This window comes from Pseudomonas brassicacearum, assembly GCF_003732265.1.
Lineage (GTDB): Bacteria > Pseudomonadota > Gammaproteobacteria > Pseudomonadales > Pseudomonadaceae > Aquipseudomonas > Aquipseudomonas brassicacearum_D.
Map to the genome: position 1 here is coordinate 174575 of NZ_MOBK01000007.1, position 25005 is coordinate 199579.

22 protein-coding genes and 1 pseudogene are annotated in these 25005 nt (G+C 59.4%); 7 read left to right on the top strand and 16 right to left on the bottom strand.

Going from position 1 to position 25005, the window contains the following annotated elements; all coding sequences use genetic code 11:
- Nucleotides 1-42: 42 nt before the first annotated feature.
- The 3 genes from BK660_RS20180 to BK660_RS20195 form a co-directional block, all read right to left on the bottom strand.
- Nucleotides 43-969 (bottom strand): SdiA-regulated domain-containing protein, encoded by a 927-nt coding sequence (locus BK660_RS20180; RefSeq protein WP_123434781.1) that lies wholly within the window; start codon nucleotides 967-969, stop codon nucleotides 43-45.
- 258 nt (nucleotides 970-1227) lie between these two features.
- Nucleotides 1228-1893, bottom strand: coding sequence for a fumarylacetoacetate hydrolase family protein (locus tag BK660_RS20190; protein WP_059182000.1), 666 nt, complete (start codon nucleotides 1891-1893; stop codon nucleotides 1228-1230).
- Nucleotides 1894-1929: 36 nt separating this feature from the next.
- Nucleotides 1930-3324: an FAD-binding oxidoreductase gene (locus tag BK660_RS20195; protein WP_123434782.1), complete on the bottom strand. Its 1395-nt coding sequence runs from the start codon at nucleotides 3322-3324 to the stop codon at nucleotides 1930-1932.
- Between the two features lie 204 nt (nucleotides 3325-3528).
- Here BK660_RS20195 and serA point away from each other — a divergent pair, with 204 nt between their 5' ends.
- A complete protein-coding gene (gene serA / locus BK660_RS20200) occupies nucleotides 3529-4758 on the top strand; it encodes a phosphoglycerate dehydrogenase (RefSeq protein ID WP_123434783.1) in 1230 nt (409 codons plus the stop codon).
- A gap of 74 nt (nucleotides 4759-4832) precedes the next feature.
- On the opposite strand, the gene BK660_RS20205 is transcribed toward serA, so the two are convergent.
- Nucleotides 4833-5258: a DUF4399 domain-containing protein gene (locus BK660_RS20205; RefSeq protein WP_123434784.1), complete on the bottom strand. Its 426-nt coding sequence runs from the start codon at nucleotides 5256-5258 to the stop codon at nucleotides 4833-4835.
- Nucleotides 5259-5393: 135 nt separating this feature from the next.
- Between BK660_RS20205 and BK660_RS20210 the strand changes: the two genes are divergently transcribed.
- Nucleotides 5394-5975, top strand: a complete 582-nt coding sequence (locus tag BK660_RS20210; protein ID WP_123434785.1) for a transporter substrate-binding domain-containing protein — start codon at nucleotides 5394-5396, stop codon at nucleotides 5973-5975.
- 135 nt (nucleotides 5976-6110) lie between these two features.
- Here the strand turns inward: BK660_RS20210 and BK660_RS20215 are convergent, their stop codons facing one another.
- A complete protein-coding gene (locus BK660_RS20215; protein WP_123434786.1) occupies nucleotides 6111-6596 on the bottom strand; it encodes a 2-thiouracil desulfurase family protein in 486 nt (161 codons plus the stop codon).
- A gap of 2 nt (nucleotides 6597-6598) precedes the next feature.
- Complete coding sequence (locus BK660_RS20220) at nucleotides 6599-7231, bottom strand: 2OG-Fe(II) oxygenase (protein ID WP_123434787.1); 633 nt, start codon at nucleotides 7229-7231, stop codon at nucleotides 6599-6601.
- Nucleotides 7232-7339: 108 nt separating this feature from the next.
- Between BK660_RS20220 and BK660_RS20225 the strand changes: the two genes are divergently transcribed.
- A complete protein-coding gene (locus BK660_RS20225) occupies nucleotides 7340-8092 on the top strand; it encodes a DUF2059 domain-containing protein (protein WP_123434788.1) in 753 nt (250 codons plus the stop codon).
- Nucleotides 8093-8213: 121 nt separating this feature from the next.
- On the opposite strand, the gene bipL is transcribed toward BK660_RS20225, so the two are convergent.
- Entirely contained in the window at nucleotides 8214-9161 is a 948-nt protein-coding gene (gene bipL / locus BK660_RS20230; protein WP_123434789.1) for a phospholipase BipL, read from the bottom strand.
- Nucleotides 9162-9257: 96 nt separating this feature from the next.
- On the opposite strand from bipL, the gene BK660_RS20235 reads away from it, so the two are divergent.
- Both BK660_RS20235 and BK660_RS20240 read left to right on the top strand, forming a co-directional pair.
- Complete coding sequence (locus BK660_RS20235) at nucleotides 9258-9836, top strand: DUF6436 domain-containing protein (protein ID WP_123434790.1); 579 nt, start codon at nucleotides 9258-9260, stop codon at nucleotides 9834-9836.
- Between the two features lie 103 nt (nucleotides 9837-9939).
- A complete protein-coding gene (locus BK660_RS20240) occupies nucleotides 9940-12351 on the top strand; it encodes a penicillin acylase family protein (protein WP_123434791.1) in 2412 nt (803 codons plus the stop codon).
- A gap of 120 nt (nucleotides 12352-12471) precedes the next feature.
- Here the strand turns inward: BK660_RS20240 and BK660_RS20245 are convergent, their stop codons facing one another.
- Complete coding sequence (locus BK660_RS20245) at nucleotides 12472-13437, bottom strand: GlxA family transcriptional regulator (protein WP_123434792.1); 966 nt, start codon at nucleotides 13435-13437, stop codon at nucleotides 12472-12474.
- 277 nt (nucleotides 13438-13714) lie between these two features.
- On the opposite strand from BK660_RS20245, the gene BK660_RS20250 reads away from it, so the two are divergent.
- Nucleotides 13715-14356, top strand: a complete 642-nt coding sequence (locus BK660_RS20250) for an HD domain-containing protein (protein ID WP_123434793.1) — start codon at nucleotides 13715-13717, stop codon at nucleotides 14354-14356.
- A gap of 133 nt (nucleotides 14357-14489) precedes the next feature.
- Here BK660_RS20250 and BK660_RS20255 read toward each other — a convergent pair whose 3' ends face one another.
- From BK660_RS20255 to BK660_RS20290, 8 genes and pseudogenes are all read right to left on the bottom strand, one after another.
- Nucleotides 14490-15380: an ABC transporter permease subunit gene (locus BK660_RS20255; protein WP_123434794.1), complete on the bottom strand. Its 891-nt coding sequence runs from the start codon at nucleotides 15378-15380 to the stop codon at nucleotides 14490-14492.
- Nucleotides 15377-16258: an ABC transporter permease subunit gene (locus tag BK660_RS20260; protein WP_185045160.1), complete on the bottom strand. Its 882-nt coding sequence runs from the start codon at nucleotides 16256-16258 to the stop codon at nucleotides 15377-15379. The genes BK660_RS20255 and BK660_RS20260 overlap by 4 nt, the downstream gene beginning before the upstream one ends.
- Before the next feature lie 35 nt (nucleotides 16259-16293).
- Complete coding sequence (locus BK660_RS20265) at nucleotides 16294-17436, bottom strand: ABC transporter ATP-binding protein (RefSeq protein WP_123434796.1); 1143 nt, start codon at nucleotides 17434-17436, stop codon at nucleotides 16294-16296.
- A gap of 73 nt (nucleotides 17437-17509) precedes the next feature.
- Nucleotides 17510-18607, bottom strand: coding sequence for a polyamine ABC transporter substrate-binding protein (locus tag BK660_RS20270; protein WP_123434797.1), 1098 nt, complete (start codon nucleotides 18605-18607; stop codon nucleotides 17510-17512).
- Between the two features lie 236 nt (nucleotides 18608-18843).
- Nucleotides 18844-19941 (bottom strand): polyamine ABC transporter substrate-binding protein, encoded by a 1098-nt coding sequence (locus tag BK660_RS20275; RefSeq protein ID WP_123434798.1) that lies wholly within the window; start codon nucleotides 19939-19941, stop codon nucleotides 18844-18846.
- Between the two features lie 183 nt (nucleotides 19942-20124).
- Entirely contained in the window at nucleotides 20125-21489 is a 1365-nt protein-coding gene (locus BK660_RS20280) for an aspartate aminotransferase family protein (RefSeq protein WP_123434799.1), read from the bottom strand.
- 59 nt (nucleotides 21490-21548) lie between these two features.
- On the bottom strand, nucleotides 21549-22907 hold the full coding sequence (locus BK660_RS20285) for a glutamine synthetase family protein (RefSeq protein WP_123434800.1): 1359 nt from the start codon (nucleotides 22905-22907) through the stop codon (nucleotides 21549-21551).
- 123 nt (nucleotides 22908-23030) lie between these two features.
- Nucleotides 23031-23309: pseudogene (locus BK660_RS20290) on the bottom strand (gamma-glutamyl-gamma-aminobutyrate hydrolase family protein); the annotation flags it as partial.
- Between the two features lie 278 nt (nucleotides 23310-23587).
- Here BK660_RS20290 and BK660_RS20295 point away from each other — a divergent pair.
- Nucleotides 23588-24964 carry a glutamine synthetase family protein gene (locus BK660_RS20295; protein WP_123434802.1) on the top strand — a complete coding sequence of 459 codons (1377 nt, stop codon included), beginning with the start codon at nucleotides 23588-23590 and terminating at the stop codon, nucleotides 24962-24964.
- The last annotated feature ends 41 nt before the right edge of the window (nucleotides 24965-25005 follow it).

Below are 25005 nucleotides of genomic sequence, written 5' to 3' on the forward strand. Positions count from 1 at the left end.
AATGGCCATTGGCTTGCGACCACAACCGTGGGTGTGTGGCGACTATTTCTGCTTTTCGAAGCGGTAGAACAGGTTCGGCTCACTGACCATGTACAAATTGCCCGCGTCGTCCATGGTCACGCCTTCGGCGCGTGGAATGGTGCTCTTGAGGCCATTGAAGCCGCGCAACAGGGCGATGAAGCTGACTTGCTCACCCTTTTTGTCCAGCTCCATCAACAAGTGCGAGTCGGCGGACAGCACCAGCATGTGGCCCGTGCGCGGGTCGATGGCCAGGGCCGACAGGTTGCGCATGTCCAGCGCATGGCTGGCCAGCTTCAGCTTGTCACCGGTCAGGACCCGGCCGTCACCTTTCCAGGCAAACAGGGCCGGCGGACGCTCTTCGCCCAGCAGCAACTGCTGGTTTTGCGAATCCCAGGTGACCCCTTCAAAGGCCTTGTTCTGGTCTTTCGAAGGCCCGAGGTCGTACTTCGTAAAGTCGGCGATGTTCAATTCACGGGTGTTGGCATCGACCTTGACGACGGTGATCAAGTGCTCGCGCTCATCGACAATCGCCAGCAGGCCGTTGCCCAGCACGGTGACGCCTTCCGGGTTGCTCCAACCCACCAGCGGCATTTTGCGCAGGACATCGCCTTGAAGATTCAGCTCGACCAGAAACGGGTTCTTGCCCATAACCGAAAACAGCGTTTTGGTCTGAGGATCGTAAGCGAGGTCCGAGGCTTCGTCCTTTTCCATGCCCGGCAATACCTTGGCATCGATCACTGCCCGGTAGCCAGGAAGCCAGATACTGGCCTGACGCTCGGCCGGGCTCTTGAATTGCTCTTTCACCCAGAGCACGCCGCGATTATCCCAATGCATTGCAAAAGCAACGCCGTACGCAATGACCGCCACCAGCATCAGCCAGGCGAACCAAGGCAGCGCGAAGCGCGAGCGGCGGGTTGTTTTGAGCGTGGACAGCGGTGGGGTGGCCATTGAGGGATGCGTTCCAGAAATTCAGGCTAGGGGTAATAGCACAATTGGGGCCGGCTCAGACGCCGCGAGCCCCGGAATTATCCAGACGAAATGTGAAAAAAACGGGAAATGGCGGGATTGCCCTACTGCGACCAACCACGAAACCCACTGTGGGAGCGGGCTTGCTCGCGAACGCGGCGTGTCAGTCAACATTAAAGTTGCCTGATACACCGCATTCGCGAGCAAGCCCGCTCCCACAGTTGTTTTGCGGTGATGCGACTAGCGCACGCTACTGGTGAAGCTACTCGCGCCTGGCAGTTCCAGAACAATCTCATCGCCGACATTCAACGGACCAACGCCCACTGGCGTGCCGGTCAGGATCACGTCACCGGCCTGCAGCGAGAAGCAGCCGGCCATGTGCTGGATCATCGGCACGATCGGGTTGAGCATCGCGCTGCTGTTGCCATCCTGGCGCACTTCGCCGTTGATGGTCAGGCGGATGCCGATGTCGGTCAGGTCAGCAAAGGTGCTGCCGGACACGAACGGCGCGATCACCGCCGCGCCGTCGAACGACTTGGCGATTTCCCACGGCAGGCCCTTGGATTTCAGCTCGGCCTGCTTGTCACGCAGCGTCAGGTCGAGTGCCGGGGCGAAACCGGAGATGGCGTCCAGCACTTCTTCGCGGCTCGGCTTGGTCGACAACGGCTTGCCGATCAACACAGCGATTTCCGCTTCGTAGTGCACCGAACCGCGCTCGGTCGGAATGGCAAAACCGCCTTCCAGCGGCACCACGCAACTGCCCGGCTTAATGAAGAGCAGCGGCTCGGTAGGCACCGGGTTGTCCAGTTCCTTGGCGTGTTCGGCGTAGTTACGGCCGATGCACACCACTTTCCCCAGCGGGAAATGAATACGCGTACCGTCGACATACTGGTGCTGATAGCTCATTACCGACTCCTGATTCGTGCTCTTAACGTTCGAAAATCAAACAGCGAAGATCTTGCCCGGGTTCATGATGCCGTTCGGGTCGAACACCGCTTTGACCGCTTTCATGTACTCGATCTCAACCGGCGAACGGCTGTAGGTCAAGTAATCACGCTTGGTCATGCCCACGCCGTGCTCGGCGGAAATCGAACCGTTGTACTTCTCGACGGTTTCGAACACCCACTTGTTCACCGTGGCGCACTTGGCGAAGAACTCATCCTTGCTCAGGTTTTCCGGCTTGAGGATGTTCAGGTGCAGGTTGCCGTCGCCGATGTGGCCGAACCAGACGATTTCGAAGTCCGGGTAGTGTTCGCCGACGATCGCGTCGATTTCCTTGAGGAACGCCGGTACTTTCGACACGGTGACCGAAATGTCGTTCTTGTACGGCGTCCAGTGGGAAATGGTTTCGGAGATGTATTCGCGCAGCTTCCAGAGGTTCTGCAACTGGGTTTCGCTCTGGCTCATCACGCCGTCCAGCACCCAGCCCTGTTCGACGCAGTGCTCGAAGGTTTCCAGCGCGTGGTTGGCCACTTCTTCGGTGGTCGCTTCAAATTCCAGCAGCGCGTAGAACGGGCAATCGGTTTCGAAAGGCGCCGGAACATCGCCTCGCCCCATGACTTTAGCCAAGGCCTTGTCGGAGAAGAATTCGAAGGCGGTCAGGTCGAGTTTGCTCTGGAACGCGTGCAACACCGGCATGATCGAGTCGAAATCGGTGGTACCGAGGACCATCGCGGTGAGGTTTTTCGGTGCGCGATCCAGACGCATGGTCGCTTCAACCACGAACCCGAGGGTGCCTTCCGCGCCGATGAACAGCTGACGCAGGTCGTAGCCGGTGGCGTTCTTGATCAGGTCGCGGTTCAGTTCCAGCAGGTCGCCCTTACCGGTCACGACTTTCATGCCGGCGACCCAGTTACGGGTCATGCCGTAGCGAATAACCTTGATCCCGCCGGCATTGGTGCCGATATTGCCGCCAATCTGGCTCGAACCTGCCGAGGCGAAGTCCACCGGGTAGTACAGACCTTTTTCTTCAGCAACGTTCTGCAAATGCTCGGTGACCACGCCCGGCTGACAAACGGCCGTGCGATCGGTGAGGTTTACATCGAGGATCTGGTTCATGTAATCGAACGACACGACCACTTCGCCATTGGCAGCCACCGCCGCAGCAGAAAGCCCGGTACGGCCGCCGGACGGCACCAGCGCCACCTTGCGTTCATTGGCCCAACGGACAATGGCCTGCACCTGTTCGGTGGTCTTGGGGAACACGATGGCGGTCGGGGCCGGAGCAAAATGCTTGGTCCAATCCTTACCGTAAGCATTCAGGGAGTCGGCATCGGTCAGCACCTTGCCAGGCTCAACCAGGGTCTTCAGCTCATCAATCAGCGCAGGATTGGTCATCGACAGAACTCTCGAACAATTCATGGTCATCCTGAGAACGCTTCACGTCGCAGGAATGAGTGTTTAGCGGGGTGCGTATGCTAGCATACCGACCCCGCAGCATAGTGCCCAACGGCCAATCTGCGGCGACGGCTTTCCTGCCGTCCGGGTCAGCGTCTGCTGGCTATTTCCTGCCATTTTTCTCCGGGATACAGGTTTACGCAGATGAGCAAGACTTCTCTCGATAAGAGCAAGATCAAGTTCCTTCTTCTCGAAGGCGTCCACCAATCGGCTGTCGACGTTCTCAAGTCGGCGGGCTACACCAGCATCGAGTACCTCACCGGTTCTCTGCCGGAAGCCCAACTGAAGGAAAAGATCGCTGATGCGCACTTCATCGGCATTCGCTCGCGCACTCAACTGACCGAAGAGATCTTCGATCACGCGAAGAAGCTGGTCGCGGTCGGCTGTTTCTGCATCGGCACCAACCAGGTTGACCTGAACGCAGCGCGCGAACGCGGGATTGCGGTGTTCAACGCACCGTACTCCAACACTCGCTCCGTAGCGGAGCTGGTGCTGGCCGAAGCGATCCTGCTGCTGCGCGGCATCCCTGAGAAGAACGCTTCCTGCCACCGTGGCGGCTGGATCAAGAGCGCGGCCAACTCCTTCGAGATCCGCGGCAAGAAGCTGGGCATCGTCGGTTACGGCTCGATCGGTACGCAACTGTCGGTCCTGGCTGAAGGCCTGGGCATGCAGGTGTACTTCTACGACACCGTGACCAAGCTGCCACTGGGTAACGCCACGCAGGTCGGCAACCTGCACGAGCTGCTGGGCATGTCCGACATCGTCACCCTGCACGTTCCGGAAACCGCTGCGACCCAGTGGATGATCGGCGAGAAGGAAATCCGCGCGATCAAGAAGGGCGGCATCCTGATCAACGCCGCTCGCGGCACCGTGGTCGAACTGGACGCCCTGGCGGACGCGATCAAGGACAAGCATCTGATCGGCGCGGCCATCGACGTGTTCCCGGTGGAGCCACGCTCCAACGACGAAGAGTTCGCAAGCCCGCTGCGTGGCCTGGACAACGTGATCCTGACCCCGCACATCGGTGGTTCCACCGCTGAAGCGCAAGCCAACATCGGTCTGGAAGTGGCAGAAAAACTGGTCAAGTACAGCGACAACGGTACCTCCGTATCGTCGGTGAACTTCCCGGAAGTGGCCCTGCCGGCTCACCCTGGCAAGCACCGCCTTCTGCACATCCACGAAAACATTCCGGGTGTGATGAGCGAGATCAACAAGGTGTTCGCCGAAAACGGCATCAACATCTCCGGTCAGTTCCTGCAGACCAACGAGAAAGTCGGCTACGTCGTGATCGACGTCGACGCCGACTACTCGGAAATCGCCCAGGAGAAGTTGCAGCACATCAACGGCACCATTCGTTGCCGCGTGTTGTTCTGATAGCGACTGAGCAACAAAAAAAGGAGCCCTCAGGGGCTCCTTTTTCATGGGCGCGGTTTTTTATTCCGACCAGGTCACTTGACGTTGACGGTGATTTTTTTCGACACGATTGGCGGATCGAAAGCCATGTGGCCTTTGTCACCCAGCTCCAGTTGCAAGGTGTGTTTGCCGGGAGTCAGCGTCAGCTCGGTCTCGGTCTGCGCCTTGCCGAAATGCACATGATTGGCGTCTGCCGGAATCACCGAACCTGCAGGGATTACGTCCTTGGCATCGATCAGCAGGTGGTGGTGACCGGTGTTTTTGGTCTCATCACCCGCCGGGGCCAGGGAAACGTTCTCGACAGCGAATTTAACCTTGAAAGTTTGCGGGACAGTCCCACCGTCTTCAGGAGAGACGATGGACACTTCGGCACCTTTAGGCGCCGGCGTGGCAGCACTGGCCAGCACCGAAACACCCATCAGCAGGCCAGCCATAGCCGCACGAGACATAAACGTTTTCATTCTCTTCTCCAGTTTTTTCGTAAAATCCGCGTGACCATGACAACTTCATGGTCAATCGTTGTCGAAGGCACTCGACAACCATAGCAAAGCGAGCCTGAACCAGAGCATCGCGATAATGAATTCAAAGGAGTGACCATGCGTTTCTTGCCTGGCCTGATCTGCCTGCTACCCCTTTTGAGCCCTTTGGCTCATGCCGAACTGATTGACGACATCAACGACCGTGGCGAACTGCGCATTGCTCTTGAAGCTAATACACCGCCCTTCAATTTCAAGGATGAAGGCAAACTCAGCGGCTTCGAAGTCGAGTTGGGCCAACTGCTGGCCAGCGAACTCGATGTCCGCCCCGACTTCGTCGTCACCGACTCGGGCGATCTGTTGACCGGCGTAGAAAGCGGCAAGTACGACGTCGCCATCAACCACATAGCAATGACCCCGGATCTGAAGGATCGTTTCGATTTCAGCGAGCCTTACCTTCAAACCGCGCAATTGATCGCGCAGAAGGAAGAGCCGCGCTCGATGCTGCTGGTGCAGTCGTTTGCCGAAGAGAAGCCCAAGGCCAATCCGCCGGTGGGTCTGGCGATTCCGTTTCAGAAAGGCAACCCGGCGTTTCATGCCAGCCTGGAGAATGCGTTGCAGCGGATCAAGGACGATGGCCGGATGGCGGCGCTGGAGAAGAAGTGGTTTGGGGCGGATGCGAGCGCGGCGTCAAAACCCTGATTTCAGGTTGAAGGCTGTGGAGATCTAATGTGGGAGCGGGCTTGCTCGCGAAGGCGGAGTGTCAGACACATCGATGTCGACTGACACTGCGCCTTCGCGAGCAAGCCCGCTCCCACATTAGTTTTGTGGCGGTCTTCAGACTAAGGTTGTCAGGGCAGCAGCCGCTTGCGGCAACTCCAACTCGCTGAAAACCTGCACACCATTACGCCTGAGCAACGCCGCCGTCACACCCTCGCCCGCCACCTTCACACCGCTGAAGCTTCCGTCATACGTCAGCAAATTCCCGCAAGACGGACTATTGGCCTTGAGCACGGCAATGCGGATGCCGTGCTTTTGCACCAGTTCCAGCGCTTGATAAGCCCCCGACAGGAACTCGGCACTGACATCCTCACCCTCGGTGGTGATCACGCTGGCGTGGCCATCCAGCACGTGCGCGCCCTGCCCGCCAGGAATTTCCGCTGCGGCCCTGGGTGTCGGCAAACCTCCCGCCACCTCGGGGCACAACGGGATGACCCGGCCTTCGTCCAGCCACTGCTGAAGCTGGTCGAATGGCCCGCTCGCCCCGCCGTCGTAGCGTACGCGGTGGCCCAGCAGGCAGCGGCTTACCAGAATTTTCTGCATGATCAGAACGGCTCGTTACCCCGGCGTCGGAACCAGCCGGTCAATGACAGGCGATCCCGGGTCGCGGGCAGGACTTCGTGGGGGACTTCGCCCGACAGAAACACCACCAGGCATCCGCCGACAGGTTCCACATCGTAGGCCCGGTCTTCCTCCAGATACATGCGCAACTGTCCGCCGTGCTCGGGCAGCCAACCGTCATTGAGGTACACCACGGCCGAGACCATGCGCCGGTCGTCATCGCGAAAACGGTCGACATGCCGGAGGTAAAATGCACCCGGCGGGTACAGCGCGAAATGGCTTTCGAAATCCTCAAGACCCAGAAACAAACCGCGATTCATCGCTTCGCGCAGGCTGTCCATCAATCCCAGATAGCTGTCGCACGCCTCGGCCTGACCGGGGTCGATCCACTGGATATGGTCGCCGCGAATCCCCTCGCGAACCTCCGATGACGGCCCTCGGCCTACCGCCGCAGGGGCCAGTTCACCCTCGGCTGCACGTTTACGGCACTCAGCCGCCAGCGCCCGGGTCAGATCCTCAGGCAGGAAAATGTTCTGTTGCGACCAGCCGTTTGCAGCCAGGTCGTCAACGATACGTAACAGCAGCGGGTGATCAGAGGGTATTTGCATGCCGCGCATAGTATTCCTGTGCCTGAAAATCCGACAGAGCCACGCAGCGGGTTGATACGAATTCTCGACAAGTACGGATGCCACACGGAGAATAGTCGCCTGCTGACAGGAGTCCCTATGCGCCGGTTGCTTTTTTCACTGTTGATGCTCTGTGCTTTGCCCGCTTGGGCAGACGGCCACGACCAGTTGTATAAAGTCGCCGGCTGGCCAGACCAACGCGCGCATTTCAACGACGCCCTCACAGCCGCGCAACAACGCTACGAAAGCAGCCTGCCACCGGCGGTGTTTCAGGCACTGGTCAACAACAGCAATCAGCGATTCGCTCCGCAGTCGGTCGATCAACGCGCCGAAGCACAACTACGCAAAAGTCTCGCCGACCCAAAACCTGCACTGACCTTCTTCCAATCGCCCCTGGGCAAAAAAGTCGTGGCCGCCGAGTTGCTGGCCACCCGTCGCGACCAACTGGCGAAAAACGCCAAGGGCCTGCCGAAGATGCAGGCCAGCGACAGCCGTCAATTGATCATCGGCCACTTGGCCAAGGCCCTGCCGGCTCGCGAGGCGGGTGCTGAGGTCAGCCTGGCGATTGCCGGTGTCGCGGCTGACAGCCTGAGTTCGATGATCCCCGGGTTGCTCAGTAGTGGACAGTCGCAAGGGATGTTGAACGGTCAGCGCCTGCGATTGATGGACCAGATCGGCAGCGACCTGAACAACACGCTGCTGTATGTCTATCGCGATCTCTCGGACAACGAACTGGAAGAGTTCGCCACGTTTGCCGAGTCCACCGAGGGCCAGGCGTATTACCAGGCGGCGCTGGCGGCGATTCGGGCGGGGTTGGCGGTGGGGCAAAGTACTTCGAATCTCGCCCAGTAATTTTCGGCGCCAGGGAAATCGCCTTCGCGAGCAAGCCCGCTCCCACATTTAACCGAGTTCTCTCAGGGGAGTGCGGTCAAGTGTGGGAGCGGGCTTGCTCGCGAAGGGGCCATTACTGTCGCTACAAATTCCGGCCCTTGATCCGCTTGCTCAAAAACCCGAAATACTCCTCCCGCATCACCAACGTCTCATTCGCCAGATGATGCCGCGCCTCTGGCAACATCAACACCTGAGGCCGGTCGAACTTGGCCTTCAACACCCCCAGGTTATGCTCCCAATCCACCGTCATGTCCGCCTGCCCCTGCACGATCAGCGGCCGACGCGGGCTGTTCGGGGCGGCTTCGATTCGCTTGATCCAGCGCGACAACGCCCCGACCCACGCCGTGGGCAAACGCAGCGGCTGCAACGGATCGGCTTGCAGGAATGGCAGGAAATCAGGGTCGTTGGAGTTCTCACTGAAGCGCCGGGCGATGGCTTTGACGAACGGTTTGAGCAGGTAATAGCTGAGTTTCGACCACCCCCAGGCACGCGGCCGAACCAGGGGTGACAACAGGATCACCTGGCCTTGCGCCGGACTGTTCGCGCCGTGATTGAGCACATGGTCAATCACGATTGCCCCGCCCGTGCTCTGCCCGCACAGGTGCCACGGCTGCGGCAGGTCAATGGACAACGCCTCGGCGAACAACCCTTGCAGCGTGTCCTGATACTCGGCGAATTCCTTGATGCTCGCCCGCTCGCCACTGGACAGCCCATGCCCCGGCAAGTCGCAGGCGATCACGGCAAAACCCTGATCCAGCGCCCACTCGATCACATGGCGATAGAGCCCGGTGTGATCGTAGAAACCGTGGAACAGGAACAGCGTCGCCTTCGCCCGCTCCGGCCACCAGAACTGGCTGACCAAGTGATAGCCATCGATCTCGAAACGCCCGAGCCCCCCACGCAATGTACGCCCCGGAAAATCCAGCCCGTAAAAATGCTGATACGCCATGGCCTCGGTCGACAGCGGCTGCCCCTCGGCCAATGGCCGCAGGCTGGCGCGCAAATGATCGGGGGAAAACGTGGCTGACATGAAGGATTCCAGAGCGTTAAACGGACTTTATAGGCCTGCGATATTCATCTGTCGCAGCAAGCATGGCAAGCTAGCCGGCCTTCGAGGATGAAACCCATGCGCCCGGCCTACCGCACCACACTGCTTGCCAGCCTGCTCGCCCTCGTGTGTGCCGGCGTCCTGTGGGCCGCGTATGACTGGTTTCAAGGACGCTACTTGCGGGCGTTCAGCGAACACACTGCGGTATTTTCCGGCGACCCGCTGCGCCTGCCCGATGACCTTGCCGGCCCCGGCGCCATTCGCTTGGTGCACTTCTGGGACCCGGCCTGCCCGTGCAACGTCGGCAATCAGCAACACCTGAGCGAACTGGTTGAACGCTATGTGCCACAGGGCGTCGAGTTTTACGCCGTGCAAAAACCCGGCAGTCATGGCCAGCTCCCCACTACGTTGAACAGCCTGAAAACCATCACCCTGCTGCCCGGCTCCGAACAGATTCCCGCCAGCCCCGCCGTGGCGATCTGGGATCGCAGCGGCAAACTGGCGTATTTCGGCCCGTACAGCGAAGGCCTGACCTGCAATTCGAACAACAGCTTTATCGAGCCCATCCTGCAAGCACTGAGCGAAGGTCGCGCAGTGAACGCAACGCATACGCTGGCCATCGGTTGTTACTGCCCGTGGCCGGTTGAAGTGAACTAAGGCATTCCTGACTTTTGCAGGACCGCAGTGCCCGGCACAGGAGGTCTGTGCTACATGTTGGCAGCCCACACGGGCGGCAATCCAATAAGAACAAGGAGTCTCCATGAAACGCGTCCTGACCGTACTTGCCTTGCTGATTGTCGCGCTCGCTATCGGGGTCGGCGGGTACGTGTACAGCAAGCAGCCGACGCGCCAGGGCCAGGTGGAGTTGCAGCGCCTGCAAGGTTCGGTGAGCGTGCGCTACGACGAGCGCGGCGTGCCGCATATCCGCGCGGAAAACGAGACCGACCTCTACCGCACCCTCGGCTATGTGCAGGCCCAGGATCGTTTGTTCCAGATGGAAGCCATGCGTCGCCTGGCCCGCGGTGAACTGGCCGAGATCCTCGGCCCGAAACTGATCGACACCGACAAACTGTTCCGCAGCCTGCGCATCCGCGAACGGGCCGACAGCTACGTCGCCACGCTGGATCGGCAGTCACCGGCATGGAAGGCCCTGGAAGCCTATCTGGACGGGATCAATCAATATCAGGACACGCACGCCGCGCCTGTCGAGTTCGACGTGCTGGGCATCCACAAGCGCCCGTTCACGGCGCAAGACAGCATCAGCGTCGCCGGTTACATGGCCTACAGCTTTGCCGCGGCGTTTCGCACCGAGCCGTTGCTGACGTTCGTGCGCGATCAGTTGGGCGCCGACTACCTGAACATCTTCGATCTCGACTGGCAGCCCAAAGGCGTCCTGGCCCAAGGGCATTCCAAGCCTGCGCCAATCCTGTCCTCCAGCGACTGGAAAGACCTGAACGCCCTCGCCCGTCTGAGTGAACAGGCACTGGCCGACAATGGCCTGCCGCAATTCGAGGGCAGTAACGCCTGGGTGATTTCCGGCAACCGCACCAAAAGCGGCAAACCGCTGCTGGCCGGTGACCCGCATATTCGCTTTTCCGTGCCGGCGGTCTGGTACGAGGCGCAACTCTCTGCACCGGGCTTCGAGTTGTACGGTCACCATCAGGCGTTGGTGCCGTTTGCGTTTCTGGGCCACAACCTGGACTTCGGCTGGAGCCTGACCATGTTCCAGAACGACGACCTGGACCTGATCGCCGAGAAAACCAACCCGGACAATCCGAACCAGGTCTGGTATCGCGGCAAGTGGGTGGACATGGTCACCACCGAGCAACAGATCGTCGTGAAGGGGCAGGAAGCGGTCAAGCTGACGCTGCGTCAATCGCCCCACGGCCCGATCATCAACGATGCACTCGGCACGGCGGCCGGCAAGACGCCGGTGGCGATGTGGTGGGCGTTCCTTGAAACACCGAACCCGATTCTCGACGGCTTCTATCAGCTCAACCGCGCCGACACCCTGGCCAAGGCGCGCGTTGCAGCCGCCAAGGTTCAAGCGCCGGGGTTGAACATTGTCTACGCCAACGCCAAGGGCGACATCGGCTGGTGGGCTTCGGCGTTGCTGCCCAAGCGCGCGGCCGGGGTGAAACCCGGTTTCATCCTCGACGGCAGCACCAATCAGCCGGACAAGGACGGCTTCTACCCGTTCAGCGCCAACCCGCAGGAAGAAAATCCGGCACGCGGCTACATCGTCTCGGCCAACTTCCAGCCGCTGTCGCCGACCGGGATGGAGATTCCCGGTTACTACAACCTGGCCGATCGCGGTCAGCAGCTTAATCGCCAGCTCAGCGACAAAAACGTGAAGTGGGACATCGATGCCAGCCAGAAGCTGCAACTGGGCACCACCACCGCCTACGGTCCTCGGCTGTTGGCGCCGTTGCTGCCGGTGCTGCGTGAAGTGGTGACTGATCCCAGCGAACTGAAACGGGTGGAACAACTGGCGCAGTGGAAAGGCGACTACCCGCTCGATTCGACCAGCGCCACGCTGTTCAACCAGTTCCTGTTCAACCTCGCTGACGCGACGATGCACGATGAACTGGGCAATGATTTTTTCGAGACCTTGCTCTCGACCCGGGTGATCGATGCCGCGCTGCCGCGCCTCGCTGCCACGCCTGATTCGCCGTGGTGGGACAACCGCAATACCCTCGGCAAGGAAACCCGCGCCGACACGGTCAAGGTGGCCTGGCAAGCGAGCATCGCCCACCTCAAGACCACCCTCGGCGCGGATTCGGCGCAGTGGCAGTGGGGCAAGGCGCATACCCTGACCCATGGTCATCCACTGGGCGTGCAGAAGCCGCTTGATCGGGTCTTCAACGTCGGGCCGTTCGATGCACCCGGTACCCACGAAGTGCCGAACAATCTCTCGGCCAAAATCGGTCCGGCGCCCTGGCCGGTGACTTATGGCCCGTCGACGCGGCGCCTGGTGGATTTCGCCGACCCGGCTCACAGCCTGACCATCAACCCGGTCGGCCAGAGCGGCGTGCCGTTTGACAGTCACTACGACGACCAGGCCGAGGCGTATGTCGAAGGGGTGTACTACGAAGCGCATTTCAACGATGAAGAAGTCACGGCCAATACGCGTAGTACGGTGAAGTTTTTGCCAGCGCGGGCAGTGCCTTAGATTTTTCGTGCCTGGACTGACGCCTTCGCGAGCAAGCCCGCTCCCACAGTTTGAAATGCGTTCCAATGTGGGAGCGGGCTTGCTCGCGAAGAGGCCCTGACAGGCAACAAAAAAGCTCGCTCAAACCATCGCAGAAAAATTCAGCCTGAACTGCTGCGGCGTCACGCCCAGCCTGCGGTTGAACACGCTGCGCATGTGCTGGGCATCGCGAAATCCACATTGGTAAGCCACGGTCTTGAGCGGCGAATGCGTGCTCTCCAGCAGCACCCGCGCCGCATCCACCCTCGCCCGCTCGACGAATTCCGCCGGGGTGATCTTGGCTTCCTTGGCGAACACCCGGGAGAAATTGCGCGTGCTCATGTTGGCCGCATTCGCCAGGTCCGCGATGGTCAGGTCGCCGGTGAGATTGGCCAACACGTAGAGCTGAACCAGCGCCACGGCAGAGGTCGGCTCGGCGTGGGGCGTGAGGAAGGGGCTGAACTGCGATTGCCCGCCTGAGCGTTGGGTGAACACCACCAGACGCTTGGCCACGTTCAGCGCGACTTCCGGTCCGTGGTCCATGGCCAGCAGATACAACGACAAATCGATCCCCGCCGTGACCCCGGCCGAGGTGTAGAGCTCGCCGTCCTGCACGTACAAACGATCCGCCTCGACCTGGGTCGACGGACATAACTGAGCCAGCGCGGCAGCGTCGCCCCAGTGAGTCGTCACGGTTCGCCCCTGCAGCAATCCGGCCCGGGCGAGCATGAAGGCGCCGTTGCAGATCGAGCCAAAGCGCTGCGCCCGCGCGCAGGCACCTCGCAGCCAGGTATCGAACGCCGCGCCGAACTCCATGAACGGCAACTGTGGTCCACCGGCCACCAGCAGCAGGTCATACACCTCAAGCGCTTCGCTGAAATGCCGGTGAGCATTGAGCGACAGACCGTTGGAACACGGCATCACCCCGCGCTCGACACCGATCACCTCCAATCGATAGTGGTCTTGTGGTTCGAGGAAACGATTGGCTTCAGAAAACACATCCATGGGACCGGTGACGTCCAGGGACTGAACGCCGGCGAAGACCACGATGGCGACGGTTTTACTCATGAAAGCGGACGCCCTCTAAATATCGAATTTGGCGCGGACCTGTGGCGAGGGGGCTGTTGTGGCGAGGGGGCTTGCCCCCTCGCCACAACAGCCCCCTCGCCACAAAAGCTCATTCACTGCCGTCCAACTTAGCCAATCCACGCGCAACAAGCGAGGTTGGCGCGATATGCAGGTTCATTGGCAAGGATCGCAGCCATGGATCGATTGTCCGGTTTCAGGGGGCGGCACAGACTTTACCCATCAGCGCCGCCACGGCGTTCCCCACGAGGAAATCACCATGAGCAGCATCATTGCCGGTATCAAAATCCCCGACAGCGCACTGGCCAAGGCCACCACCGAATACATCCGCGACGTCGAATCCGACCTGCTGTATCACCACTCCCGCCGGGTGTTCCTGTTCGGTGCCTTGAGCGGCGAACGCAAGCAACTGGCCTACAACCCGGAGTTGTTGTACGTCGGTGCGATGTTCCATGACCTCGGTCTGATGGAAGGTCATCGCAGCGCGGACGAGCGTTTTGAAGTCGACAGCGCCAATGCCGCCAAGGCGTTCCTCAAGCCTTACGGGCTGAGCGATGACGATATCGAGCAGGTCTGGTTGTCGATTGCGTTGCACACCACACCGGGTGTGCCGCAGCACCTGCGGCCGAACGTGGCGCTGGTGACCGCAGGCGTTGAAATGGATGTGCTGGGCATCGACTACGCGGGGTTTTCCACCGTGCAGCGCGAGGCGGTGGTGCATGCGCATCCACGGGGCGAAGGGTTCAAGGAGTGCATCCTGTGTGCGTTCGCCAACGGCTTCAAGCACAAGCCGGACACGACGTTCGGCACGGTGAATGCGGATGTGCTGGTGGACAGCGAGGCGGGGTTCAAGCCGATGAACTTTGTCGAGATCATCCGCCAATCTCCTTGGGTGTCCTGAAACAAAATGTGGGAGCGGGCTTGCTCGCGAAGGCGGTGTGTCAGTCGATAGATACATCAACTGATACACCGCCTTCGCGAGCAAGCCCGCTCCCACATTGGATCTGGGTCGGCCACACGTTTGTGGCCAACCCTTAAGCCGCTTCCGGCGCCGGGGCGCGGCGTACGTCCGGTTGTTTCCAGGAGTCGGCAGCGCCTTCTTCGATGGCTTGCTGAATCGCACGCTTGCGGCTTTCTTCGGCACGGCGGCTGAAGAACCAGACCAGGAAGGTCACGATCGACACCGCCAGCAGAATCAGGCTGGCCACGGCGTTGATCTCAGGCTTCACGCCCAGGCGCACCGCCGAGAACACTTCCATCGGCAAAGTCGTCGAGCCCGGTCCGGACACGAAACTCGCCAGCACCAGGTCATCCAGCGACAGGGCAAACGACATCATGCCGCCCGCCGCCAGCGATGGCGCGATCATCGGGATGGTGATCAGGAAGAACACCTTCCACGGCCGTGCACCGAGGTCCATGGCCGCTTCTTCGATGGACAGGTCGAGCTCACGCAAGCGCGCCGATACCACCACCGCCACATACGCCGCACAGAACGTCGTGTGCGCGATCCAGATGGTAATGATGCCGCGTTCCTGTGGCCAACCGATCATCTGCGCCATCGCCACGAACAGCAGCAACAGCGACAGACCGGTGATCACTTCCGGCATCACCAGCGGCGCGGTCACCAGGCCGCCGAACAGCGTGCGACCCTTGAAGTGGGTGATACGGGTCAGCACGAACGCAGCCAGCGTGCCCAGCGCAACCGCTGCAATCGCCGTGTAGCAAGCGATTTCCAGCGAGCGCACCACCGAGCCCATCAGTTGGCTGTTGTCGAGCAGTCCGACGTACCACTTGATCGACCAGCCGCCCCACACCGTCACCAGTTTCGAGGCGTTGAACGAGTAGATCACCAGGATCAGCATCGGTGCGTAGATGAACAGCAGGCCGAATACCAGCATGAAACTCGAGAAATTGAAGCGCTTCATTCTTTGCCCTCCATTTCTTTGGCCTGACTGCGGTTGAACAGGATGATCGGCACAATCAGGATCAACAGCATCACCACCGCCAGGGCAGACGCCACCGGCCAGTCACGGTTGTTGAAGAACTCTTGCCACAACACTTTACCGATCATCAGGGTTTCCGGACCGCCGAGCAGTTCCGGGATCACGAACTCACCGACCACCGGGATGAACACCAGCATGCAGCCGGCAACGATGCCGTTTTTCGACAGCGGAATCGTAATCTTCCAGAAGCTGTTGAACGTGCTCGAACCGAGGTCCGAGGCGGCTTCCAACAGGCTGTTATCGTGCTTCACCAGGTTGGCGTAGAGCGGCAGGATCATGAACGGCAGGTACGAATAAACAACACCGATGTACACCGCGAGGTTGGTGTTGAGGATCTGCAGCGGTTCGTTGATCCAGCCCATGCTCATCAGGAAACCGTTGAGCAGGCCGTTGTTGCTGAGGATGCCCATCCACGCATACACGCGGATCAGGATCGCGGTCCACGTCGGCATCATGATCAGCAACACCAGCACCGTTTGCAGCTCTTTACGGGCACTGGCGATGGCATAGGCCATCGGATAACCGATGAACAGGCAAAGCACGGTGCTGATCAGCGCCATCTTCAACGAGCCGAGGTAAGCGGCGATGTACAACTCGTCGTCGCCGAGCATCGCGTAGTTGCCGAGGTTGAGCAGCACCTGCAGCTTCTGGTCTACAAAATTGTAGATCTCGGTGTAAGGCGGAATGGCCACGTCGGCTTCGGCGAAGCTGATCTTCAAGACGATGAAGAACGGCAACATGAAGAACATGAACAGCCAGATGAACGGAACCCCGATGACCAGCTGACGGCCACCGGGAATTATTCGATTGAGGCGGCGTTTGAACTTGCGCATGTTCATGAGCGAAGTACCACGCCGCTGTCGTCTTCCCAGTACACGTAAACCTGGTCACCCCAGGTTGGGCGCTGGCCACGGCGCTCGGCGTTGGCGACGAACGACTGGACGATCTTGCCGCTCGGCAGTTCGACGTAGAACACCGAGTGACCGCCGAGGTAGGCGATGTCATGCACCTTGCCGCTGGACCAGTTGTATTCGCAGGTCGGCATGGTCGGCGTCACCAGCAGTTTTTCAGGACGGATCGCGTAGGTCACGGATTTGTCCTGCACCGAGGTGCTGATGCCGTGGCCCACGTAGATCTGGCGGTCCAGGTCCTTGCAGGTGATGGTGGCGTGACCTTCGGCGTCGTCGATCACTTCACCGTCGAAGATGTTGACGTTGCCGATGAACTCGCAGACCAGGCGGCTGGTCGGGGTTTCGTAGATGTCGATCGGGCTGCCGATCTGGGCGATCCAGCCCAAGTGCATGATCGCGATGCGCTCGGCCATGGTCATGGCTTCTTCCTGGTCGTGGGTCACCATGACGCAGGTTACGCCGACGCGCTCGATGATCTCGACCAGCTCCAGCTGCATTTGCGAACGCAGTTTTTTATCCAGTGCACCCATTGGCTCGTCGAGCAGCAACAGCTTCGGTCGCTTGGCCAAGGAACGCGCCAGGGCCACACGCTGACGCTGACCACCGGACAACTGATGCGGCTTGCGCTTGGCGTATTGCGTCATCTGAACCAGCTTGAGCATGTCCGCGACACGGGCATCGACTTCAGCGGCAGGGATTTTGTCCTGCTTGAGGCCGAAGGCGATGTTCTGCGCCACGGTCATGTGCGGGAACAAGGCGTACGACTGGAACATCATGTTGATCGGTCGCTCGTACGGCGGCATCTCGGTGATGTCGACGCCGTCGAGGTAAATGCGCCCCTCCGTGGGCCGTTCGAAGCCTGCGAGCATGCGCAGCAAGGTGGATTTGCCCGATCCCGAGCCGCCGAGCAGGGCGAAAATCTCGCCTTTCTTGATTTCCAGGGACACATCGTCCACGGCAATCGTCTCGTCGAACTTCTTCGTGACCCGGTCGATTTTGACCAGCACCTGTTTAGGTGACTGGTCGCCCTCGAGGGCTTTCTTATAGGCGCCGGAGGCAACTGCCATTTACGAAACTCCCAGAAAAAAAGAGTGCAGTTCGCTCAAGGTGAGCCAACCTTGGATAGTTTGAGCCTTGAAGCTATTTACCCGTCTTGACCTTGGTCCAGCTGCGGGTCATCAAACGTTGAATGTTCGGTGGTAACTCGACCGACACGTAGGTCTTGTCGAGGACGGCTTGCGGTGGATAAACCGCTTCGTCGGTGCGAATGGACTGTTCCATCAGTTTGTCCGACCCGGGGTTAGGGTTGGCGTAGCCGACGTAATCACTGACCTGGGCAATCACCTCAGGTTTCAGCAAATAGTTGATGAAGGCGTGGGCTTCCTTGACGTTGGCCGAATCCTTTGGAATCGCCAGCATGTCGAACCACAGCGCGCCGCCCTCTTTCGGAATCGTGTAGGCGATCTTCACGCCTTTCTTGGCTTCGTTCGCGCGGTTGCGGGCCTGGAACATGTCGCCGGAGAACCCGATCGCGATGCAGATATCGCCATTGGCCAGGTCGGTGATGTATTTGGAGGAGTGGAAGTACGTCACGTAAGGCCGCACGGCCAGCAACTTGGCTTCGGCCTTTTTGTAATCTTCCGGGTTGGTGCTGTTGGCGTTCAGGCCCATGTAGTTGAGGACCGTGGGCATCATTTCGTCAGCGGAATCGAGGAACGCTACGCCGCAACTGTGCAGTTTCTTGATGTTTTCCGGCTCGAACAGCACGCCCCAGGAATCGATCTTGTCGACGCCCAGCACGGCCTTGATCTTGTCGACGTTGTAACCGATGCCGTTGGTGCCCCACAGGTACGGCACGGCGTACTGGTTACCCGGATCGTTCTGCTCCAGGCGCTTGAGCAGCACCGGGTCGAGGTTGCCGTAGTTTGTCAGCTTGGAGCGGTCGAGCTTCTGGAACGCGCCCGCCTTTATCTGCTTGCCGAGGAAGTGGTTGGACGGCACCACGACGTCGTACCCGGTACGCCCGGCCAGCAACTTGCCTTCCAGGGTTTCGTTGGAATCGAAGACGTCGTAAACCGGCTTGATGCCGGTCTCTTTCTGGAAGTCTGCCAGGGTGGTCGAACCGATGTAGTCCGACCAGTTATAAATATGCACAGTGCCGGCGGCCTGGACATTGACGGCAAGCGTCAACCCGGCTGCGACCAGCATGGCATTGCGAAACAGAGAAAAAATAGGCAAGTGGAGGTCCTCTAAAATTAGTTGGGCCCAAGTTGCCCCGCGTTACATGACAGCCATGGCTGCCTGGCAACAAAACCGGCGCGCAACTTACCCTCGAAAAACCGTTCCAGCAAACTTTATGAAAATCTGTAGCAGCTGCCGCAGGCTGCGTTCAACGGCGAAGCGGTTGTGCTGGCGAACAGCGGAGGTCCTTCGGACCTCAACGCAGCCTTCGGCAGCTGCTACAGGTTTAGTACTTATTTACCCGATTTGATCTTGGTCCAGCTGCGAGTCAGCAGACGCTGGGTCGCGGCCGGCAAGTCGGCAATCGCGTACAGCTTGGCCATCACGTCTGCTGGCGGGTAGATGCCCGGGTCGCTGGTGATGTCTTTATCAACCAACGGTGTGGCAGCCGCGTTACCGTTCGGGAAGCGCACGGCGTTGGTGATGGCAGCCATGACTTCCGGCTTCTGCAGGTAGGTCATGAACTTGTAGGCGCCTTCGACGTTTTCGGCATCTTTAGGGATGGCGACCATGTCGTAGAAGCTGCCGGCACCTTCTTTCGGAATGTTGTAGCTGACTTTCACCTTGTCACCGGCTTCAGCCGCGCGGGACTTGGCCTGGTAGATGTCACCCGAGTAACCCACGGCGACGCAGATGTTGCCGTTGGCCAGGTCGGAGATGTACTTGGACGAGTGGAAGTAGGCGATCGAAGGACGGACTTTGAGCAGCAGGGCTTCAGCCTTATCGATGTCTTCTTTCTTCTGGCTGTCGGTCGGCAGGCCCAGGTAGTGCAATGCCGCCGGAATCATTTCGGTTGGCGAATCCAGCAGACTGATACCGCAGGACTTCAGCTTGGCAGCATTTTCAGGCTTGAAGATCAGGTCCCAGGAATTGGTCGGTGCGTCGGCGCCCAGTGCAGCCTTGACCTTCTCGGCGTTGAAGCCGATACCGATCGAACCCCACATGTAAGGGAAGGCATGTTCGTTACCCGGGTCGCTCACCGATACCGCTTTGAGCAGTTCAGGGTTCAGGTTTTTCCAGTTAGGCAGCTTGGACTTGTCCAGCTTCTGGTAAACGCCGGCCTTGATTTGCTTGGCCAGGAAGTTGTTCGACGGCACGACGATGTCGTAACCGGACTTGCCTGCCAGCAACTTCGCTTCGAGGGTTTCGTTACTGTCGAAAACGTCGTACACCACCTTGATCCCGGACTCTTTTTCAAAGTTCGCGATAGTGTCCGGAGCGATGTAGTCGGACCAGTTATAGACGTGCAACACCTTGTCGTCCGCCTGAACTGCACCTGCCATCGCGCCCAACAGGGACATGGCGAGAAGGGTCTTGCCAGCTATCTTCATACCTAATGCCTTCATCAGTAATGCTCCAATTTTTTCTTTTTAACCACGTGCTCAGCGGCCTTTTACTGGGCATCCGAACAACCGGTAGTCTGGCAAGTTCCGAGGCAGGCTTTCAAGGAAAGACCCATCCTTAATTTGCCCTGAGCGAAGTGCCAGCTTCGCACCCCGCCCAGAGCCTAGCACTTAGCCCTGCAACGCACTCAGGGTCAGGTCCAGACACTTGCGTGCCTTGGCCACCAGTTCGTCGATTTCAGCCGGTGTAATCACCAGTGGCGGAGCAATGATCATGGTGTCGCCCACGGCACGCATGATCAGGCCGTTGTCGAAGCAGAACTGGCGGCAGATCATGCCGACGCCCTTGCCTTCGTAGCGCTTGCGCGTGGCTTTGTCCTGAACCAGTTCAATGGCCCCCAACAGACCGACCCCGCGCACTTCCCCCACCAACGGATGATCGTTCAGTTCCCGCAGACGCTTTTGCAAATAGGGTGCCGTTTCTGCGTGAACGCGCTCGATAATTTTTTCTTCGCGCAGGATGCGGATGTTTTCCAGCGCCACCGCAGCCGCCACCGGGTGACCGGAGTAGGTGAAACCGTGGTTGAAGTCGCCGCCTTCGTTCAGTACGGCCACCACTTCGTCACGCACGATCAGGCCACCCATTGGGATGTAGCCGGAGGTCAGGCCCTTGGCGATGGTCATCATGTCGGGCTTGAGGTCGTAGTAATCGGTACCGAACCACTCACCGGTGCGGCCAAAACCACAAATCACTTCGTCCGCTACGAACAGGATGTCGTACTTGGCGAGGATTTCCTTGATGCGCGGCCAGTAGGTCTCAGGCGGAATGATCACGCCGCCGGCGCCCTGGATCGGCTCGGCAATAAAGGCACCGACGTTGTCCACGCCGATTTCCAGAATCTTCTCTTCCAGCTGATTCGCCGCCCAGACGCCGAACTCTTCTGGCGTCATGTCACCGCCTTCGGTGAACCAGTACGGCTGCGCAATGTGGACGATGCCCGGGATCGGCAAGTCGCCTTGTTCGTGCATGTACGTCATGCCACCCAGGCTCGCGCCGGCCACGGTGGAACCGTGATAACCGTTCTTGCGGCTGATGATGACTTTCTTTTTCGGCTGGCCCTTGATTGCCCAGTAGTGACGAACCATACGCAGCATGGTGTCGTTGCCTTCGGAGCCGGAACCGGTGAAGAACACGTGGTTCATGCCTTCTGGCGCGATGTCGGCAATGGCCTTGGCCAGTTCCAGTACCGGCGGGTGAGCGGTCTGGAAGAACAGGTTGTAGTAAGGCAGTTCGCGCATCTGCTTGCTGGCCGCGTCGGCCAGTTCATCACGCCCGTAGCCGATCGCGACGCACCACAGGCCGGCCATGCCGTCGAGGATCTTGTTGCCTTCGCTGTCCCACAGATAAACGCCCTTGGCGTTGGTGATGATCCGCGGGCCTTTTTCTTTCAGCTGCTTGAAATCGCTGAACGGGGCCAGGTGGTGATCGTTGCTCAGGGTTTGCCATTCACGGGTTTGCGGATTGTTGCTGGTCATACCAATCTCCAAAAAAAATCAGGTGAAAGCGCCGCCCGACAACGACGGCGCCCGGCGTATCAGACGGCGAAGAGCAGGAATTCCCGCTCCCACGAACTGATCACGCGCTTGAAGTTTTCATGCTCGGCCCGCTTGACCGCGACGTAGCCAGTGATGAAGTTTTTGCCCAGGTATTTCTCGATGGTCGTGCTGTGTTCCATGCGTTCCAGCGCGTCCTCGATGGTCAGTGGCAGGCGCAGGTTGCGGCGTTCATAGCCACGACCCACCACCGGTGCGCTCGGGTTGAGGCCCTCGACCATGCCGATGTAGCCGCAGAGCAGGCTCGCGGCAATCGCCAGGTACGGGTTGGCGTCAGCGCCCGGCAGGCGGTTTTCCACCCGACGGTTTTGCGGCCCGGCATCCGGAACCCGCAGGCCCACGGTGCGGTTCTCTTCGCCCCACTCCACGTTCACCGGCGCCGAAGTGTCCGGCAGGAAGCGGCGGAACGAGTTGACGTTCGGGGCGAACAGCGGTAACAACTCAGGGATCAGCTTCTGCAAGCCACCGATGTGGTGCAGGAACAGTTGGCTCATGGTCCCGTCTTCATTGGAGAAGATGTTCTTGCCGGTCTCGATGTCGATGATGCTCTGGTGCAAGTGCATCGCACTGCCCGGCTCGCCGGTCATGGGCTTGGCCATGAACGTCGCCGCCACGTCATGCTTGAGCGCGGCTTCGCGCATGGTGCGCTTGAACACCAGGATCTGGTCGGCCAGGGACAAGGCATTGCCGTGACGGAAGTTGATTTCCATCTGCGCCGTGCCGTCTTCGTGGATCAACGTATCGAGGTCCAGCTTCTGCAATTCGCACCAGTCGTAGACGTCTTCGAACAGCGGGTCGAATTCGTTCGCCGCTTCGATCGAGAACGACTGACGACCGATTTCCGGGCGCCCGGAACGGCCAATCGGCGGTTGCAGCGGGTAGTCGGGGTCGTCGCTGCGCTTGGTCAGGTAGAACTCCATTTCCGGCGCCACGATGGGCTGCCAGCCGCGGTCGGTATAGAGTTTGAGGACTTTCTTGAGCACGTTGCGCGGCGACAGCTCGATCGGGTTGCCTTGCTTGTCGTAGGTGTCGTGGATCACCTGGGCGGTCGGCTCGATGGCCCACGGCACGAGGAATACGGCGTTCTGGTCGGGGCGGCAGATCATGTCGATGTCGGCCGGGTCGAGCAGTTCGTAATAGATGTCGTCTTCGACATAGTCGCCGGTTACGGTCTGCAACAGAACGCTTTCGGGCAGGCGCATGCCTTTTTCAGCAATGAACTTGTTGGTCGGCGAAATCTTGCCCCGGGTGATCCCGGTCAAGTCGGCGATCATGCATTCGACTTCTGTGATCTTGTGGTCTTTCAACCAATCGGTGAGCTGGTCGAGGTTGTTACTCATAAATGCCTCTAGGCTTTGAGTTTCCTGACGCTTGCTTGCGTCAGGCAATGTTTGACGCATCGGCGTCGCGTTGAAACGGGTGTCTAGGTCAGGCTATCGTGTTTTTCCGGACGTTGCGGCAAACGCCGGGCGTGCAGAATCACGAGCAATGCCCTGAGCGATAGCCGGGGCGCTATTGTGAATCGGTTCTATATTGAATGAAGTAACCGTAATGGGGGTGCCATCTCCGGCGTCCAGAATATCGGACGGAGACAGGCGATCCGTCAGGGACGGCAGAATGACCAGCAGTCCCGGAGCGTCTGAGGCCACGGCGCGGACGAAGGTGTCGCCACTGATGTGATAAGCATGCAGACCAATCTGCCTAGAGCAGTTGGTGACGCCGATTAACGGCAGGCGAGACATGAAGCACCCCGGTATTATTGGTGTTATGGGTTTGAATCGAGCTTAGCCTTGTTCATTTTTTTACACAACACCCCCGTAAAAAATACAACACGCCCCGCTCAAGCCCGCGACAACCAAAGCGTTCAAAGGCATAAAAACGCCCCAAAGTGCCCCAAAAAAGCCTTACGAGCGCTTTTTTAGGGCAAAAAAGGCCTCGCTTGACTTCGGCAGGCCGTTCGGGTTGACTGGAATCCGAAGAGATCAATGATTGATATTTTTAACAACAAAGGTGTTGCATCATGTCGGTACCCCCGCGTGCCGTTCAGCTTAACGAAGCGAACGCGTTCCTTAAGGAACATCCTGAGGTTCTGTACGTTGACCTTCTGATTGCGGATATGAATGGTGTGGTGCGCGGCAAGCGCATTGAACGCACCAGTCTCCACAAGGTTTACGAGAAAGGCATCAACCTGCCGGCCTCTCTATTTGCTCTGGATATCAATGGCTCGACGGTGGAAAGCACCGGCCTGGGCCTGGACATCGGTGATGCTGACCGAATCTGCTATCCAATCCCTGACACCCTGTGCAACGAGCCTTGGCAGAAGCGCCCTACCGCGCAACTGTTGATGACCATGCACGAACTCGAAGGCCAGCCGTTCTTCGCCGACCCTCGGGAAGTGCTGGCCAATGTGGTTCGCAAGTTCGACGACATGGGCCTGACCATCTGCGCCGCATTCGAACTGGAGTTCTACCTGATCGACCAGGAGAACGTGAACGGTCGTCCGCAACCGCCACGCTCGCCGGTATCCGGCAAACGCCCGCATTCGACACAGGTCTACCTGATCGACGACCTCGACGAATACGTCGACTGCCTCCAGGACATTCTGGAAGGTGCGAAAGAGCAAGGCATCCCTGCCGATGCGATCGTCAAGGAAAGTGCCCCGGCGCAGTTCGAAGTGAACCTGCACCACGTGGCCGACCCGATCAAGGCCTGCGACTACGCGGTCCTGCTCAAGCGCCTGATCAAGAACATCGCCTATGACCATGAAATGGACACCACGTTCATGGCCAAGCCTTACCCGGGCCAGGCGGGCAACGGTCTGCATGTCCACATCTCGATTCTTGATAAAGACGGCAAAAACATTTTTGCCAGCGAGGATCCCGAGCAGAACGCCGCACTGCGTCACGCGATCGGCGGTGTGCTCGAGACCCTACCCGCGCAGATGGCTTTCCTCTGCCCGAACGTCAACTCCTACCGTCGTTTCGGCGCACAGTTCTACGTGCCGAACTCGCCGTGCTGGGGCCTGGACAACCGTACTGTAGCGATCCGCGTTCCGACCGGTGCTTCCGATGCCGTGCGCATCGAACACCGTGTGGCCGGCGCCGATGCCAACCCATACCTGCTGATGGCTTCGGTCCTGGCAGGCGTGCATCACGGCCTGACCAACAAGATCGAGCCGGGCGCGCCCGTGGAAGGCAACTCCTACGAGCAGAACGAGCAAAGCCTGCCGAACAACCTGCGCGATGCATTGCGTGAGCTGGACGACAGCGAAGTCATGGCCAGGTACATCGATCCTAAATACATCGATATCTTCGTGGCCTGCAAGGAAAGCGAGCTGGAGGAGTTCGAACACTCCATCTCCGACCTTGAGTACAACTGGTACCTGCATACCGTGTAAGCGATTGCAGTAAAAAAGAACGCCGTCGGCTATTGAAGCCT

Excerpts from the sequence above, each read along its gene's own strand:
- BK660_RS20180 (WP_123434781.1), bottom strand. The coding sequence starts at position 969 with ATGGCCACCCCACCGCTGTCCACGCTCAAAACAACCCGCCGCTCGCGC.
- BK660_RS20190 (WP_059182000.1), bottom strand. The coding sequence starts at position 1,893 with ATGAGCTATCAGCACCAGTATGTCGACGGTACGCGTATTCATTTCCCG.
- BK660_RS20195 (WP_123434782.1), bottom strand. The coding sequence starts at position 3,324 with ATGACCAATCCTGCGCTGATTGATGAGCTGAAGACCCTGGTTGAGCCT.
- serA (WP_123434783.1), top strand. The coding sequence starts at position 3,529 with ATGAGCAAGACTTCTCTCGATAAGAGCAAGATCAAGTTCCTTCTTCTC.
- BK660_RS20205 (WP_123434784.1), bottom strand. The coding sequence starts at position 5,258 with ATGAAAACGTTTATGTCTCGTGCGGCTATGGCTGGCCTGCTGATGGGT.
- BK660_RS20210 (WP_123434785.1), top strand. The coding sequence starts at position 5,394 with ATGCGTTTCTTGCCTGGCCTGATCTGCCTGCTACCCCTTTTGAGCCCT.
- BK660_RS20215 (WP_123434786.1), bottom strand. The coding sequence starts at position 6,596 with ATGCAGAAAATTCTGGTAAGCCGCTGCCTGCTGGGCCACCGCGTACGC.
- BK660_RS20220 (WP_123434787.1), bottom strand. The coding sequence starts at position 7,231 with ATGCGCGGCATGCAAATACCCTCTGATCACCCGCTGCTGTTACGTATC.
- BK660_RS20225 (WP_123434788.1), top strand. The coding sequence starts at position 7,340 with ATGCGCCGGTTGCTTTTTTCACTGTTGATGCTCTGTGCTTTGCCCGCT.
- bipL (WP_123434789.1), bottom strand. The coding sequence starts at position 9,161 with ATGTCAGCCACGTTTTCCCCCGATCATTTGCGCGCCAGCCTGCGGCCA.
- BK660_RS20235 (WP_123434790.1), top strand. The coding sequence starts at position 9,258 with ATGCGCCCGGCCTACCGCACCACACTGCTTGCCAGCCTGCTCGCCCTC.
- BK660_RS20240 (WP_123434791.1), top strand. The coding sequence starts at position 9,940 with ATGAAACGCGTCCTGACCGTACTTGCCTTGCTGATTGTCGCGCTCGCT.
- BK660_RS20245 (WP_123434792.1), bottom strand. The coding sequence starts at position 13,437 with ATGAGTAAAACCGTCGCCATCGTGGTCTTCGCCGGCGTTCAGTCCCTG.
- BK660_RS20250 (WP_123434793.1), top strand. The coding sequence starts at position 13,715 with ATGAGCAGCATCATTGCCGGTATCAAAATCCCCGACAGCGCACTGGCC.
- BK660_RS20255 (WP_123434794.1), bottom strand. The coding sequence starts at position 15,380 with ATGAAGCGCTTCAATTTCTCGAGTTTCATGCTGGTATTCGGCCTGCTG.
- BK660_RS20265 (WP_123434796.1), bottom strand. The coding sequence starts at position 17,436 with ATGGCAGTTGCCTCCGGCGCCTATAAGAAAGCCCTCGAGGGCGACCAG.
- BK660_RS20275 (WP_123434798.1), bottom strand. The coding sequence starts at position 19,941 with ATGAAGATAGCTGGCAAGACCCTTCTCGCCATGTCCCTGTTGGGCGCG.
- BK660_RS20280 (WP_123434799.1), bottom strand. The coding sequence starts at position 21,489 with ATGACCAGCAACAATCCGCAAACCCGTGAATGGCAAACCCTGAGCAAC.
- BK660_RS20285 (WP_123434800.1), bottom strand. The coding sequence starts at position 22,907 with ATGAGTAACAACCTCGACCAGCTCACCGATTGGTTGAAAGACCACAAG.
- BK660_RS20295 (WP_123434802.1), top strand. The coding sequence starts at position 23,588 with ATGTCGGTACCCCCGCGTGCCGTTCAGCTTAACGAAGCGAACGCGTTC.